Genomic DNA, 15,602 nt, shown 5'->3' on the forward strand with positions numbered 1-15,602 from the left:
GGTGTCCGGTGTGATCCGGGGCACATCCCCGCGCGGACGCCCCGGTCGGTGCTCGTCCCGAGGTCCGTATCAGTGCGGTGACGTGGGCCGATGCCGCCCGAACCGAACCGCGTGAACCCCTGTTGCCCCTACAGTCGGAGGACCGGCGGGGCACGCCGGGGGACCCGTCCACGAGGAGCCAGGTGACCGAGCGATTATCGTCCGTCGAGGTCATCGACGAACTGGTCAAGCTGTTGCAGGACCTCACCGAGCGGCCGAGGTTCGGCGAGCTGCCGGGCCGCAGGTCCGGCGCGCGGGCGGGCGGCGACCGGGGCATCCCGCTGGTCTGCCTGGTCCGAGGCCCCGAGTCGGCCGGCCTGCTGGGCGCCCTGCGCGCCCACCTGCGCGGCGCGCACCCCGGTCGCGTGCCGCACGCGCTGCACCGGTTCGAGGACGCCGCCGAGGCCTCCGACGCCCCCGCCGGGCCGGGCGGGTCGGGCGGGTCGGAGGCCCGCACCCTGGAGGCGGTCGGCGCGATCCTGGTGTCCGTCGCGCGCGAGCTGTCCTCCGGCGTCAACGGCCGCTACGGCCGCCACGAGTTCCGCCGCCTCGAACTCGTCTACTGGCTGATGAACCAGCGCGTGGACGGCGCGGACCCGGAGTCGGCGGCCACCCTGCTCACCCGGCTGCGCGAACGCGACCTGCGCCGGCGCAGCGGTGACGACCTGATGCCGCGCGACGTGCTGGACAGCGCCACCGAGACCGCGCCCTGGTGGGTGCGGCTGGTGCTGCGGCTCGTGCCGTCGTTCCTGTTCCGGGCGAAGCTGCGCGGCGTCGTGCCGGGCAGCGAGTACCGGTGGCTGCTGCGCCAGCCCTACCTCGCCCCGCACGACCCCGGCACGTTCATCGGGTTCGCCGAGCGCCTCACCTCGGGCCTGCTGCCCGGCCGCAGCGCCGAACCGCGCGAGGACACCGGCCAGCTGGCCAAGCTGCTCGTCAACGCCTTCCTGGAGGACGTGCGCCGCGCCTACCGGCGGTCGCTGTGGCGCATCCGCTCGGCCCGCCGCACCGTGTACCCGGTGGTGCTGCTCGACGGCATCCGCCGCGACAACGGCGGCTACGCCGTGCTCAAGCTCATCAACGACGTCCGCAACGACACCGGCGCGTTCGACCCGCTCGTCATCATCAGCGGCAGCGAGAAGGTGCCGCCGGACGCGGAGAACGCCGCCGAGCGGGAACCGGTGCCCGTCGACCAGGCGAGCCACGCCTACGAGACGTGGGCGCGCAAGCTCGCCACCGACAGCCGCGCCCGCCGCCCCACGGCGTGGTTCCTGCCGCTGCGGGTCCCGCCGGTGCCGATCGTTCCGGGCGAGGTGCCGCCGACGGCGACGCTGTCCGTGCGACCTGCCCCGGTGTGGTCGCGCACGTCGGTGCTCGCGGTGTTCGCGGTGCTGCTGCTCACCGCCGTGGGCGCGGTCGGCTACCGGCAGGTGAGCGGGATCGTCGCGGAGAACGACGGCTGGCGGTACCGGCACTGCGGGCTGGAGCGCGACAACCCCGACGCGCACACCCTGGAGCGGCTCGGCGACGACTGCGTGGGCGTCACCACGGGCCTGCTGCCGCTGTTCGGGACGGGCGACCCCGCAGACCTGGCGCGGTTCGACAAGGCGCAGCAGCGGCTCGTGGACCAGAACCGCGAGGTCCTGGAAGCGCACGAACGCGACCCCGAGCGGCCGTACGCGACCGTCGTGTACGTCTCCGCGATGAGCACCGCCCGCGACGCCCTGGCCAGCAACACCGCGCGGCTGATGGGCGTGGCGGCGCGGCAGGCGCAGCTGCTGGAGCGCACCGGCCCCGACGAGCCGCTGGTCCGGGTGCTGTTCGGCAACGCGGGCGCGAACATGCAGCACGGCGAGGTGGTCGCGAGGACGCTGGGGTCGATGCTGGAGCGCGACAAGAGCATCGTCGGCGTGCTCGGCATGGCGCTGAGCCGCAGGACGACCCGGGAGACGATCACCAAGCTCGGCGAGGTCGGCCTGCCGGTGGTCGCGGCGACCCTGTCCGACGACCACATGCGCACCGCGTCCCGGATGTACTTCCAGGTCTCGCCGAACAACGACCGCCAGGCGCGGGTCGTCGCGCGGTACGTGCGGTTCGCGTACCCGGACAAGCGGGGCGTGGTCGTGGTGCACTCCAACGACGAGGAGGACTCGTACGCGAGCAACCTCCGGGAGGACCTGGTGCTCCGGTTCACCGAGCAGGGCGACCGGGTGCGCGAGGAGCCGTACCGGCCCGCGACCGGCAACGAGGGCTCGGACGCCCGCCGGCTCGGCCAGCAGCTGTGCGGGGTGGCCGAGGACGAGGTGGTGTTCTTCGCGGGCCGCCCCGCGGACTTCGGCAAGCTGATGGACGGGGTGAGCGCGGGCTGCAAGGACCGGCCGCCGGTGCTGCTGGCGGGCGACGACATCGCCCGGTACGCCGCCGACCGGACGTTGCGCAACCAGCACCCCGAGATCCCGTACGACTACGTGTCGTTCGCGGTCGGCTCACCGGGCTGCGTCGCGGCCACCGCCATGCACCAGACGCTGCGCGCGGTGTTCGAGGAGGAGTGCGCGGGCGACGCGAACCCGTCGCTGGACGGCCACGCGGCGCTCACCTATGACGCCCTCTACCTGTTCGTGCACGCGATGACGAAGCTCGGCCCGATCCCGGTGTCGCCGGGGCACGTGTGGAAGGAGATCGGCGACATCCGCGGCGACCAGGCGCTGTCGGGGGAGAGCGGCGTCCTCGACTTCGAGGACGGCCAGGTGCCGACGGAGAAGTTCATCGCGGTGCTCCGGGTGGCCGACGGCGCCCCACCCCTGGTGGTCGCCTCGTGCGGCCGGTACTCGGAGCGCAAGGACGTGGACGTGCGCCGGGCCGGGTGGTGCCCCGACGGAGGTCGCTGAGGGAAGGCCGCTGAGGGAAGGCCGCTGAGGTCGTAGATTGGTGCCGTGAGCGCGACGGGCAGCGGCCAGCAGCCGCGGGTGGTTTCGGGCAGGCAGTCGGAGCTGCTCGGGCTGCTCCGCGACGAGGGTGCCATGTCGCGCGTGGCGCTGGGTGAGCGGTTGGAGCTGCCCCGGGCCAAGCTGACCGCCGAGCTGGCGCGGCTGGTCGACGTCGGGCTGGTGCAGATCGGCGGTCCGGCCGCGTCCCGGGGCGGGCGGCGCTCGACGCTCGTGCACCTGGCCGACGACCTGCGCGTGCTGGGCGTGGACGTGGGCGCGACCTCGGTGACGGTCGCGGTGACCGACGGCCGGTGCGAGGTGCTGGAGAGCCGCAGCGAGGAGTGCGACGTGCGCGGCGGCCCGGCGCAGGTGCTCAGCCGCGTCGCCGAGCTGGCCGATGTCGTCTACGCCAAGGCGGCCGGCACGCTCATCGGCGCCGGCATCGGCCTGCCGGGCCCGGTGAGCTTCCGCGACGGCATGCCGGTCGCGCCGCCGATCATGCCCGGTTGGGACCGCTACCCGGTGCGCGACGAGCTGGCCGGCCGCTGGGGCTGCCCGGTGACGGTGGACAACGACGTGAACGCGATGGCGCTGGGCGAGCGGCACGCGGGCGTGGCCCGGTCGCTGGAGGACCTGATCTTCGTCAAGGTCGGCACCGGCATCGGCTGCGGCATCGTGCTGGGCGGCAAGGTGTACCGGGGCGTGGCCGGCACGGCGGGCGACATCGGGCACATCAGGCTGGACGACTTCGGGCCGGCGTGCGCGTGCGGTGAAGTCGGGTGCCTGGAGGCGTACTTCGGCGGCGCGGCGCTGGCCCGGGACGCCACGACCCTGGCGCGCAGCGGGCGGTCGGTGGCGCTGGCGGGCGCCCTGCACGACAAGGGCGCGCTGACCGCGGAGGACGTCGGCACTGCCGCCGCGGCCGGCGACTTCGCCGCCGCCAACCTGGTCCGCGAGGGCGGGCGCCGGCTCGGCCACGTGGTGGCGTCGCTGGTCAGCTTCCTCAACCCCGGCATGGTCGTCATCGGCGGCGGCGTGTCGAGGCTGGGCCACTCGCTGCTCGCGGAGGTCCGCAGCGCCGTCTATCGCCGCTCCCTGCCCCTGGCGACCGGCAACCTGCCGATCGTGCTGTCGGAGCTGGGCGAGCTGGCCGGCGTGACCGGTGCCGCGTGGTCCGCTACGGACCGCGCCTTCTCCCCGGTGGGCTGATACCTGCCAGAGGTCCGAGGTCTGTCGTGCGAACCCGTCACGGCAGGCCGCTCAGCCGTGCCTTCACCATGCGAGAGCGCTCTCACAATTCGGGCAGTGCTCCGATCGCCTCTTCTGTTGGTTCCGTACCGACTTTTGCAACGAATCGACAAAAGTGAGTGGAAGTTCTTGTCAGCGTGCCCGGTTCACTGTCAGGATTCGCCGCAACTCACGGGTGGACGTGAGCTGGACCACCTCCTTTGACCAACCCCTCACCGAAGTGGGAGCCCCGATGCACGCGCAGCCCGAGGCACGGCGCGAGGCGAACCTCGCCCTCCTCCTGCGCACGCTCCGCTCCAGCGGGCCGCTCTCCCGCGCCCAGCTCGCCGCGAGATCGGGTCTTTCCAAGGCGACGGTGTCCCCGCTCCTGACGAAGCTGGAACACCGCGGCCTCGTCGAGACCGCCGGCACCACGACCACCCAGGGCCGGCCCGGCCGGCTCGTGCAGCTGCGCCGCGGCGCGGTGTGCGGGATCGGGCTCGACGTCCACCCCGGCCGGCTCGGGGCGACCGTCACCGACCTGACCGGCGAACTCCACCTGCGCCGCCACGCGACCTGCGACACCACCTCGCCCGACCACGTGCTCGACCGGCTCGCCGACCTGACCCGCACCGCGCTGCGCGACGTCCCCGAGGCCGGCTGGGCGGGCGTCACGGTGGCCGTCCCGGGTCAGGCCGACCCCGCCACCGGCACCGCCACGGCGGTCCGGCTGCGCTGGCGCGAGGTGGCCGTGCTCGACGGGCTCGCCGCCCGCACCGGCCTGCCGCTGACCAGGTTGGACGTCGACAACGAGGCCAACCTGGCGGCGTTCGCCGAGCACGACGCCGACCCGGTGGACGATCTGGTCTACCTCGGCGGCGGCCGGGACGTGCACGCCGGGGTCATCGCGGGCGGGCGGCTGGTCCGGGGCGCGGCGAACCGCGCGGGCGACGTCGGGCACATGGTGCTCGACCCCCTCGGCACGCCGTGCGGCTGCGGCAAGCGCGGCTGCTGGGAGACCCAGGTCGGCCTGGACGCGTTCCTGCACGCCGCGGCACCCCGCCACGACCAGGTGCACAACCCGCACCTCGCGCCCGGCGAGCGGATGACGATCCTGCGGACCCGCGCCGAACGCGGCGAGCCGCGCACCCTCGACGCCCTGCACCGCACGGCCGCCGCCCTGGCCACCGGGCTGTCGGTCGTCGCGAGCCTGCTCAACCCGGAGCGCATCGTGCTGGGCGGCTACTTCGCCGCGCTCCAGGACTGGCTGGTGACCCCGCAGCCGCGGGGTGGCACCGCGATCACCGCCTCCGCGCTCGGGTTCACCGCGGGCGGGCGGGGCGCCGCCCTGGCCGCGCTGCGCCGCGTGCTGGACGACCCGACCGTCGTGCCCGTGAAGGAAGGAACCCCCGCATGACCCTGCTCAGGATGACGGGCATCGGCAAGAGCTTCCCCGGCGTGCGGGCCCTGGACGGCGTGGACCTGGAGGTCGCCGAGGGCGAGGTGCACTGCCTGCTCGGCCAGAACGGCGCGGGCAAGTCCACCCTGATCAAGGTCCTCGCCGGCGCGCACCAGCCCGACGAGGGCGAGATCACCTGGCGCGGCGGGCGGACGGCCCTGCCGTCACCGGTCGCGGCGCTGCGCCTGGGCGTGGCCACCATGTACCAGGAGCTGGACCTGGTGCCGGGGATCTCGGTGGCGGAGAACGTGTTCCTCGGCCACGAACCGGCCCGGTTCGGCTTCAACCGGACGGGCACGGCGAAGAAGAAGGCCGCCGCCCTGATGGCCCGCTTGGGCCACCCCGAGATCGACCCGGACCGCGAGGTCGGCCTGCTCTCGGCCGCCGGGCAGCAGCTGGTGTCGATGGCCCGCGCCCTGGCGCACGACGCGCGGCTCATCGTGATGGACGAGCCGACCGCCGCGCTGGCCGCCGACGAGGTGGACAACCTGTTCCGCATCGTCGCCGAGCTGACCCGCGACGGCGTCGCCGTCCTCTACATCTCGCACCGGCTGGAGGAGATCCGCCGCATCGGCAACCGGGTCACCGTCCTCAAGGACGGCCGCACGGTCGCCGCGAACCTGCCCGCCGGCACGCCCACCGCCGAGCTGGTCGACCTGATGTCCGGCCGCAAGGTCGACACGGTCTTCCCGCACCGCGACGTGTCCACCGTGGACGCCGACCGCGAGGTGCTGGCGGTGCGCGGGCTCGGCCGGGCGGGCGAGTTCCACGACGTCACGTTCAGCGTGCACGCGGGCGAGGTGCTCGGCATCGCCGGCCTGGTGGGCGCGGGGCGCAGCGAGATCCTGGAGACCGTGTTCGGCGCGCGCAAACCCGACGCGGGCACGGTGGAGGTCGACGGCGTGCCCATCCGCACGGGCAGCGTGCCCGCCGCGGTGAAGGCGGGCATCGGCCTGGCCCCCGAGGAGCGCAAGGCCCAGGGCCTGCTGCTGGACCTGTCCGTGGCGCACAACGTGACGCTGTCGAGCCTGCCCGCCTACAGCCGGGCCGGGTTCGTCGACCGGGCCCGGGAGCTGCGCGACTCCCGCGCCACCCTGGAGCGCCTGGACCTGCGCCCCGCCGACCCCCGGCGACTGGTCGCCGAGTTCTCCGGCGGCAACCAGCAGAAGGCGGTGGTGGCGCGCTGGCTGGTGCGCGGCTGCCGCGTGCTGCTGCTCGACGAGCCGACCCGCGGCGTGGACGTGGGCGCGCGCGCCGAGCTGTACCGGGTGATCCACGAGCTGGCCGCGTCCGGCGTGGCCGTCGTGCTGGTCTCCAGCGAGGTCGCCGAGGTGCTGGGCCTCGCCGACCGGGTGCTCGTGCTGCGGGACGGCGAGGTCGTCGCCGACCGCCCGGCCGCCGAACTGACCGAATCCGCCGTGCTCGACATCGTGATGGCCGGCAGCGCCCTCGTCGAGGGCGCCGCGACCGAGGAGGCCCTGTGACCGAAGTGCGGGTCCTCGACCCGAAATCCGCCCCGCCCCAGGACCCGCCGAAGCACCGGCGGAACCTCGACCTGCGGCTCACCGGCCTGCTCGGTGTGCTGGTGGTGCTGTGCATCGTCGGCTACGCCACCCGGCCCGACGCGTTCCTCACCGAGGCCAACATCTCCACCATGCTGCGGCTGGCCGCCGCGATCGGCGTGGTCAGCGTCGGCATGACGTTCGTGATCATCAGCGGTGGCATCGACCTGTCCGTCGGGTCGATCGTGGCCCTGTCGAGCGTGTGGATGACGACCGTGGCCACCCAGTCCTACGGCCCGGTGGTGATGGTGCTGTGCGCGCTGCTCGTCGGCCTGGGCTGCGGCCTGGTCAACGGCGTGCTCATCTCCTACGGCAAGATCGTGCCGTTCATCGCCACCCTCGCCATGTACGCCTCGGCGAAGGGCCTGGCCGAACGGCTCTCCGGCCGCCGCACGCAGGTGATCACGGAGACCGGGTTCAGCACCTTCTTCCGGGGCGACGTCCTCGGCATCCCGGTGCTGATCTGGCTGCTGGCCGCGGTGTTCGCGATCGGCTGGGTCGTGCTCAACCGCACCACGTTCGGCCGCCGCACGTTCGCCGTGGGCGGCAACGCCGAAGCCGCCCGCCTGGCCGGCATCGACGTCAAGCGGCACACCGCGCTGGTCTACGGCATCGCGGGCCTGTGCTGCGGCATCGCCGCCCTGATGGTCGTCGCCCGCACCACGTCCGGCGCGTCCACCAACGGCATGTTCTACGAGCTGGACGCCATCGCCGCGGTCGTCATCGGCGGCACGCTGCTCACCGGCGGCCGGGGTTCGCTGATCGGCACGCTGATCGGTGTCCTCATCTTCACCGTGGTGGGCAACATCTTCACCCAGAACAACCTCGACACCGACATCCAGAACATCGCGAAGGGCGTGATCATCGTCGCCGCGGTGCTCCTCCAGCGCACCACCAGCGCCCGCCGCCGCGCACGCGCCACGTGAGCCGTCCGGAAACCCCCGAACCCACCCGACCAACGACGCCCGGGAGTACCTCCATGCCTTCACTCGACCGCCGCCGCTTCCTGTGGGGCACCACCGCCGTCGGTACCGCCGCGCTGCTCGCCGGCTGCACCTCCAACGAGTCCGGCAACACCGCGCCCAACGCCGTCGCGGGCAGCTCGGGCGAGAACAGCCAGCCCGGCAAGATGGTCACCATCGGCTTCTCCGCGCCCGCCGCCGACCACGGCTGGATGGCCGCCATGACGAAGAACGCGAAGGCGCAGGCCGACCGGTTCTCCGACGTGACGTTCAAGGCCACCGAGGGCACCAACGACGTCAACCAGCAGATCAGCCAGGTCGAGACGCTGATCAACGACAAGGTCGACGTGCTCGTCGTGCTGCCGTTCGACGGCAAGGCGCTCACCGAGGTCGGCCGCCAGGCGATGGACGCGGGCATCCCGGTCATCAACCTCGACCGCGTCTTCGACACCCCGCTCGCCTACCGGACGTGGATCGGCGGCGACAACTACCGCATGGGCGTCAACGCGGGCGAGTTCATCGCCGCGCAGCTGAAGGCCAAGGGCGTGTCCGACCCGATCATCGGCGAGGTCGCGGGCATCGACTCGCTGCCGCTAACCCAGGAGCGCAGCAAGGGCTTCGGCGACGCCCTCGCCCGCGCCGGCTTCAAGGTCGGGCCGCGCGTCTCGGCGTCGTTCACCTCCGAGTCCGGCGAGCAGCAGACCGCGAACCTGCTCCAGTCGGCGAGCAGGCTCGACGCGCTGTGGAACCACGACGACGACCAGGGCATCGGCGTCATGGCCGCCATCGACAGCGCGAGCCGCACCGAGTTCATCATGGTCGGCGGCGCGGGCTCGCGGAACATGATGGACCTGATCAAGGCCGACAGCGGCGTCATGAAGGCGACCGTGCTCTACAGCCCGTCGATGGCCTCCTCGGGTATCGCGCTGGCCCGCCTGCTGGGGCAGACCAAGGGCATCGGCGACCTGGCCGAGCACGACATCCCCGCCTCGATCACGACCTACTCCGCCGTCGTGACGAAGGAGAACGTCGACCAGTACCTGGACGTCGGCTTCGACTCCTGACGTCGGACACCACCGCTCGCTCGAAAGGCTGCTGATGACGGAAGAGATCGGCGTGGGCATGGTCGGCCACGCGTTCATGGGCGCGGTGCACTCGCACGCCTGGCGAAGCGTCCACCGGTTCTTCGACGTGCCGCTCACGCCCCGGCTCGCCGCCCTCGGTGGACGTGACGCGGTGCGTGCCAAGGAGGCGGCCGACAAGTACGGCTGGGCCGCCGTGGAGACCGACTGGCGCGCGCTGGTCGCCCGGGACGACGTGCAGCTGGTGGACGTGTGCACGCCGGGCGACACGCACGCCGAGATCGCGCTGGCCGCGCTGGCCGCCGGCAAGCACGTGCTGTGCGAGAAGCCGCTGGCCAACTCCGTCGCCGAGGCCGAGGAGATGGCGGCGGCGGCGTCGGCGGCGGCCGAGCGCGGCGTGCGCTCGATGGTGGCGTTCAACTACCGGCGGGTGCCGGCGCTCGCGCTGGCCCGCAGGCTGGTGGCCGAGGGCCGCATCGGCGACGTGCGGCACGTGCGCGCGGTGTACCTCCAGGACTGGCTGTCCGACCCCGAGTCGCCGATGACGTGGCGGCTGCGGCGGGAGAAGGCCGGCTCGGGTGCGCTGGGCGACCTCGGCGCGCACATCGTGGACGCCGCGCAGTTCGTCACCGGCGGCCTGATCACCGGGGTCAGCGCGACGACGGAGACGTTCGTCAAGGAGCGCCCGGACGGCGCGGGCGGGCGCGACGAGGTGACCGTGGACGACGCCGCGGTCTTCCTGGCGCGCTTCGACTCCGGGGCGCTGGGCACGTTCGAGGCGACCCGCTTCGCGCTGGGCCGCAAGAACGCCATGCGGCTGGAGGTCAACGGTTCGCGGGGCAGCCTCGCGTTCGACTTCGAGTCGATGAACGAGCTGTCGGTGTTCTCGGCGGACGACGGCCCGGACTCCGGCTTCCGCCGCGTGCTCGTCACCGAGGCCGATCACCCGTACGTGGGCGCGTGGTGGCCGCCGGGCCACCTCCTGGGCTACGAGCACACGTTCACCCACGAGGTGGCCGACCTGCTCACCGCCATCGGCGAGGGCGTCGACCCCGCGCCGAGCTTCGCGGACGGCCTGCGGGTGCAGCGCGTGCTGGCGGCGGTGGAGGACAGTGCGGGCCACGAGTCCGCGTGGACCACGATTGGAGACACCCGATGAGCCGTCCGGTCACGCTGTACACCGGCCAGTGGGCCGACCTGCCGTTCGAGGAGGTGTGCCGGCTCGCCGCCGGGTGGGGCTACGACGGGCTGGAGATCGCCTGCTCCGGTGACCACTTCGAGGTGGACAGGGCGCTCGCGGACGACGACTACGTGCCCGCGAAGCGCGAGGTGCTCCGGAAGCACGGCCTGGAGGTGTGGACGATCTCCAACCACCTCGTCGGCCAGGCCGTGTGCGACGACCCGATCGACTTCCGCCACCAGGCCATCCTGCCCGCGCGGATCTGGGGCGACGGCGAACCCGAGGACGTGCGGCGGCGCGCCGCCGCCGAGATGGCGGACACCGCGCGTGCCGCGGCGAAGCTCGGGGTGGACACCGTCGTCGGCTTCACCGGGTCGAAGACGTGGAAGTACGTGGCGATGTTCCCGCCCGTGCCGCAGGCCGTGATCGAGGAGGGCTACACCGACTTCGCCGAGCGCTGGAACCCGATCCTCGACGTGTTCGACGAGGTCGGCGTCCGGTTCGCGCACGAGGTTCACCCGTCCGAGATCGCCTACGACTACTGGACGACGAAGAAGGCGCTGGAGGCGGTCGGCAACCGCCCCGCGTTCGGCCTGAACTGGGACCCGTCGCACTTCGTCTGGCAGGACCTGGACCCGGTCGGCTTCATCCTCGACTTCGCGGACCGGATCTACCACGTCGACTGCAAGGACACGAAGAAGCGCTTCGACGGCCGCAACGGCCGGCTGGGCTCGCACCTGGCGTGGGCCGACCCGCGTCGCGGCTGGGACTTCGTCTCGACCGGCCACGGCGACGTGCCGTGGGAGGAGTCGTTCCGCGCGCTGAACGCGATCGGCTACACGGGTCCGATCTCGGTGGAGTGGGAAGACGCGGGCATGGACCGGTTGAGGGGCGCGGAGGAAGCCGTCGGCTTCATCCGCAAGCACCTGTTCGACCCGCCCGCGACCTCCTTCGACGCGGCGTTCAGCACAGAGCGCTGAGCACGCGCGCCCACCGGACCACCGCCCGGTCCGGTGGGCGCGGCCGTGCCCACGTGGCGCGGTCGGCGGCGCCGGGGAGCGGGTCGGCTGTCGGTCGTTCGACCGGCAGTGCGCGGCCGCGCCCGCCGGTACCTTGCGGCCGACCCACACCACACCCAGGGGGAGCACCATGACGACCACCCGACGCGTCCTCACCGGTCTGGCGACCGCAGGTCTGCTCATCTCGGTCCTCGGGGCGGGTTCCGCCACCGCCGCGACCAAGGGCAAGATCTACATCTCCAACAACTGCGGCAAGGCGGTCTCCACCACGATCCACCGCACCGACGGCTCGATGATCGCGGGCACCTCGGCCGCCCCGGCGGGCAGCTACTTCGACTACCCGGTCAACCCCGGCACCTACCAGGTCCGCGTGCCCGCCGGCACCCGGACCGTGCGGATCCTCGACCTCGGCTCCAAGGCCCACTCGGCCATCGTCAGGGCCTGCTGACCCCTACCGGGGAGCCGCTCCGGGCGAGGCCGACCGGAGCGGCTCACCACGCGGCGCCGGGGTACTCCGCGTGCACGTCGCCGTCGAACAGCCGCCAGTAGAAGGCGTTCACCCCCGCCGCGACGGGCGCGTGCCGGGTCAGGATCGCGGCCACGCGCGGGGGCACGTCGTCCGGCACGCCGTCGGTGGCGCACCGGAGCACGTACTCGTTGCGCGCGACGGGGACGCGCTCCGCCGGCACCCCGCACACCGCGGTCACCAGCCAGTTGACGAGGCGCGTGGCGGCGTGGTCGGCGTCGTGGCCGGCGTTGCGGCGGACGAAGTCGCGCTCGGCGGCCGACAGGTCGAAGTCGGGCGACGTGGCCAGCCCGAAGTCGGTGAGGAAGACCCGCTCACCGTCGGTGCGCATGTTGCCGAGGTGCCCGTCCATGTGCAGCAGCCGCCGGTCGCGCAGGAAGGTCGTGATCCGCAGCAACTGCCGCTCGACCTCCTCGGCCCGGCCGACCGGGTCCTCGTCCAGCAGGACGGACACCGGGTGCGCGAGGTGCTCGAAGAGCAGCACGAGGCTCGCCGGTGCGCGGGCCAGCGCGTCCAGGCGGGCGCGCACGGCGGGGCTGCCGTCCAGCGCGGCGACCACCGCCTCCACGTCGGCGTGCTCGGCCGCGACGGGCGGGCGGCCGGGCAGCACCCGCCAGTGGTGCAGCAGCGGGAACGCGTCGGCGTCGCCGGACAGGACCGCGTCGGTGACGATCCGGTTCGCGGCCAGTTCGCGCCAGGCGTTGAACCCCGGGCTGACGACGCCGTACTGGCAGAACGTCGGAAGGTCGAACAGGTTCGCCGTCGAGTGCGGGTGGGCGAGTTCCCGGTCGGTCAGCGGGACGCGCTTGGCGAACACCGGCGTGCCGTCGACGTCGAGCACCGCCGTGCCGCCGCCCACGCCCGCGGTCGCGTGCCCGCTCTCCAGGAGCGCGGCGAGGTCGGTGTCGTCCCGCGACGCGAGCAGCGCCGAGAGCCTCCGGTGGCGGGCACGCCTGGTGGCCGTCATCGTCCCAGCATGCCGGCGGCGGGCCGGTCCCTTGACCGGTCCCGCCCGCACACCTAGGGTCGAAACGATCGCTGTTGTCGCGAAAATTTCGGGGGTCCTGTCGGTGCGCCACCCCAACCCGGTCCTGCCCGGCTGCCACCCGGACCCGTCGATCTGCCGCGTCGGCGGCGACTACTACCTGGTCACGTCGACCTTCGCGTACTTCCCCGGCCTGCCCGTGCACCACAGCCGGGACCTGGTGTCGTGGCGGCTCGTCGGGCACGTGCTCGACCGCCCCTCCCAGCTCCCGCTGCACGGCATCGGCCCCTCCAAGGGCCTCTACGCGCCGACCATCCGCCACCACGACGGCGTCTTCCACGTCGTCTGCACGCTCGTCGACGGCCACGGCCCGAGCGGCAACTTCCTGGTCACCGCCACCGACCCGGCCGGACCGTGGTCCGAACCGCGGTGGCTCGACGTGGACGGCTTCGACCCGTCGCTGTTCTTCGACGACGACGGCCGCACGTGGCTGCACGGCTGCCGCGAGGTCCCGTCGGACCGACGCGGGCGGACCGAGGTGTGGCTGCGCGAGCTGCACGACGAGGGACTCGGCCCCGAAACCGTGATCTGGACGGGTTCCACGCCCGACGCGGTGTGGGCCGAGGGACCTCACCTGTACAAAGTGGATGGTCATTACGTGCTGGTGTGCGCCGAGGGCGGCACGGACGTCGACCACGCCGTCGTGGCCGCCCGGTCCCGCTCGATCACCGGCCCGTACGAGGGACACCCGCGCAACCCCGTGCTCACGCACCGGGAGCACGGCCGCGACCACCAGATCACCGGCACCGGCCACGCCGACCTCGTCACCACCCCCGACGGCGACTGGTGGGCCGTGCTGCTGGCCATGCGCCCCTACGGCGGCTACTTCTACAACCTCGGGCGCGAGACGTTCCTCGCGCCCGTGCGGTGGGTGGACGGGTGGCCGGAGATGGACCCGGTGGAGGAGACCGTCGAGGCGCCCGCCCTGGAACCGCACCCGTGGCCGGACATCCCGGCGCGCGACGACTTCGACGCGGGCGCCCTGGACCCGTCCTGGTTCGTGCTGCGCACGCCCGACGAGCCGTTCTGGTCGTTCGACCGCCCCGGCCACCTGCGCCTGCCGCTGAGGCCGGAGCGGGTGACCGACCTGGTCACGCCCAGCCTGGTGTGCAAGCCCCAGCGGCACCGCGACTTCGCGTTCGAGTGCGCCCTGGACTTCGCGCCGCGCGTGGCGCACGAATCGGCGGGCCTGGTCGTGCTCCAGGACAACGACAACCACCTGCGCCTCACCCGCGACGGCGACGTGCTGCGCCTCGTGCGACGCCTGAAGGGCATCGACGAGGTGCTGGCGACGGCCCCCGTCACCGGGCCGCTGCTGTGGCTGGCCTTCCACGCCCGGGGCCAGGACCACCAGGCCCGGTACGCCACCGGCCCCGATGCCTGGCGCGACCTCGGCGACCCGGTCGACGGGCGTCCGCTGAGCACGCCGGTGACGGGTGGTTTCACGGGTGTGCACCTGGGGCTCTACGCGAGCGCCAACGGTCGGGAGAGCACGGCGGTCGCCGACTTCGACTGGGCCGAGTACCGCGAACTCGGGTGACCGCAACCCTCGCGCCGGCGGAAGCGATCACGCACACCCGTCAGTCGGCGGTGTGCAGGGAATCGATCGGCCGGTCGATGCCGAGCGCCGGCGGTGCCGCTGTGATGACCGGGTAGACCGTGCGTGGGGCGTCGTTCACGTCTGGTCGCCGATTCGCGGCAGGAGCACGGTGGTGTCACAACGCAGGTGGTCGCCGTGCCGTTCGACTCTGTCGATCACGAACGCGTCGTAGACCAGTGCTGCTTCACCTGTATTCGTCGTGGGACGAGCCGGGTGTGGCACGTGAAACGTGGTCGCGTCGATCAGGCCGGCTTCCAGGAACCGCTGTGCCGTTCGGGGAGAGGTGGCGAGCAGCAGCGACCGGGTACCTCCTTCGTGCAGTGCGGCCAGAAGTTGTGCAGGCTCGTCCACGGTCATCGCGGGGATGGCGAAGGCGTCTTTGCCGTGACCGGCCGACACGCCCTCGGAGAGGTGGCCGGCCTCGTCCAGGACCACGTCGGTGGTCGTGCGGTACAACGTCCGCATGGTCTCGCTCGCGGTGAGCGCTCGTCCCTCGGCGTCGACTTCGTACAGCCAGGTGACGTAAGGCCGCCCGGTGTCCAGGCTGTGCAGCCACGGTCGCAGGACGGTGCGTGCGGAGTCGGCGAGCAGTCCGATCTCGACGTCGACTCCGGCTGCCGCGAGACGGGCGGCGCCGCCTTCCTCGCGCGAGGTGGGGTCGATCAGGGCGATGAGTACGCGGGCTATTCCGGCGTCGAGGAGGGCTTGGCGGCAGGGTGGTGTGCGGCCGTGGTGGTTGCACGGTTCGAGGGTGACCACCGCGGTGCCGCCCCTGGCCTGGTCTCCGGCTTCCCGCAGGGCGTGGACTTCGGCGTGTGCCTCGCCCTTGCGGACGTGGTGGCCCTCGCCGACCGGGCGGTGGTGTCGGTCGAGGATTACGCACCCGACGGGCGGGTTGGGGCTGGTGGTACCAAGGCCGAACGCCGAGAGCACGACCGCCCGGTGCATCGCCGCCACCTCGGCCCCCGACGCGG

The 15,602-nt window shown here is 72.9% G+C and carries 12 protein-coding genes; 10 read left to right on the top strand and 2 right to left on the bottom strand.

Annotation, left to right across the window (positions count from 1 at the left end; genetic code table 11):
• Positions 1 to 182: 182 nt before the first annotated feature.
• The 9 genes from J2S66_RS03295 to J2S66_RS03335 all read left to right on the top strand — a co-directional run bounded on the left by J2S66_RS03295 (position 183) and on the right by J2S66_RS03335 (position 11,905).
• Positions 183 to 2,927, top strand: coding sequence for an ABC transporter substrate-binding protein (locus tag J2S66_RS03295; protein WP_310303624.1), 2,745 nt, complete (start codon positions 183 to 185; stop codon positions 2,925 to 2,927).
• A 132-nt stretch (positions 2,928 to 3,059) separates the two neighbouring features.
• Positions 3,060 to 4,175, top strand: coding sequence for an ROK family protein (locus J2S66_RS03300; protein ID WP_310314635.1), 1,116 nt, complete (start codon positions 3,060 to 3,062; stop codon positions 4,173 to 4,175).
• A 271-nt stretch (positions 4,176 to 4,446) separates the two neighbouring features.
• Complete coding sequence (locus J2S66_RS03305; RefSeq protein ID WP_310303627.1) at positions 4,447 to 5,610, top strand: ROK family protein; 1,164 nt, start codon at positions 4,447 to 4,449, stop codon at positions 5,608 to 5,610.
• Positions 5,607 to 7,136, top strand: coding sequence for a sugar ABC transporter ATP-binding protein (locus tag J2S66_RS03310; RefSeq protein WP_310303629.1), 1,530 nt, complete (start codon positions 5,607 to 5,609; stop codon positions 7,134 to 7,136). The genes J2S66_RS03305 and J2S66_RS03310 overlap by 4 nt, the downstream gene beginning before the upstream one ends.
• 5 nt (positions 7,137 to 7,141) lie before the next feature.
• On the top strand, positions 7,142 to 8,140 hold the full coding sequence (locus J2S66_RS03315; RefSeq protein WP_374726183.1) for an ABC transporter permease: 999 nt from the start codon (positions 7,142 to 7,144) through the stop codon (positions 8,138 to 8,140).
• 53 nt (positions 8,141 to 8,193) lie between these two features.
• Entirely contained in the window at positions 8,194 to 9,240 is a 1,047-nt protein-coding gene (locus J2S66_RS03320; RefSeq protein ID WP_310303633.1) for a substrate-binding domain-containing protein, read from the top strand.
• A 34-nt stretch (positions 9,241 to 9,274) separates the two neighbouring features.
• A complete protein-coding gene (locus J2S66_RS03325; protein WP_310303634.1) occupies positions 9,275 to 10,417 on the top strand; it encodes a Gfo/Idh/MocA family protein in 1,143 nt (380 codons plus the stop codon).
• Positions 10,414 to 11,418 carry a sugar phosphate isomerase/epimerase family protein gene (locus J2S66_RS03330; protein WP_310303637.1) on the top strand — a complete coding sequence of 335 codons (1,005 nt, stop codon included), beginning with the start codon at positions 10,414 to 10,416 and terminating at the stop codon, positions 11,416 to 11,418. Before J2S66_RS03325 ends, J2S66_RS03330 begins: the two co-directional genes overlap by 4 nt.
• A gap of 169 nt (positions 11,419 to 11,587) precedes the next feature.
• Positions 11,588 to 11,905: a hypothetical protein gene (locus tag J2S66_RS03335; protein ID WP_310303639.1), complete on the top strand. Its 318-nt coding sequence runs from the start codon at positions 11,588 to 11,590 to the stop codon at positions 11,903 to 11,905.
• Positions 11,906 to 11,948: 43 nt separating this feature from the next.
• Here J2S66_RS03335 and J2S66_RS03340 read toward each other — a convergent pair whose 3' ends face one another.
• Complete coding sequence (locus J2S66_RS03340) at positions 11,949 to 12,950, bottom strand: protein kinase family protein (RefSeq protein ID WP_310303641.1); 1,002 nt, start codon at positions 12,948 to 12,950, stop codon at positions 11,949 to 11,951.
• Between the two features lie 103 nt (positions 12,951 to 13,053).
• Here J2S66_RS03340 and J2S66_RS03345 point away from each other — a divergent pair, with 103 nt between their 5' ends.
• On the top strand, positions 13,054 to 14,568 hold the full coding sequence (locus J2S66_RS03345) for a glycoside hydrolase family 43 protein (protein ID WP_310303644.1): 1,515 nt from the start codon (positions 13,054 to 13,056) through the stop codon (positions 14,566 to 14,568).
• A 135-nt stretch (positions 14,569 to 14,703) separates the two neighbouring features.
• Here the strand turns inward: J2S66_RS03345 and ribD are convergent, their stop codons facing one another.
• The gene (ribD, locus tag J2S66_RS03350; protein ID WP_310314638.1) at positions 14,704 to 15,576 is read right to left on the bottom strand and encodes a bifunctional diaminohydroxyphosphoribosylaminopyrimidine deaminase/5-amino-6-(5-phosphoribosylamino)uracil reductase RibD; all 873 of its coding nucleotides are present in this window, start codon (positions 15,574 to 15,576) and stop codon (positions 14,704 to 14,706) included.
• Between the last annotated feature and the right edge of the window lie 26 nt (positions 15,577 to 15,602).

This window comes from Saccharothrix longispora (assembly GCF_031455225.1).
GTDB lineage: Bacteria > Actinomycetota > Actinomycetes > Mycobacteriales > Pseudonocardiaceae > Actinosynnema > Actinosynnema longispora.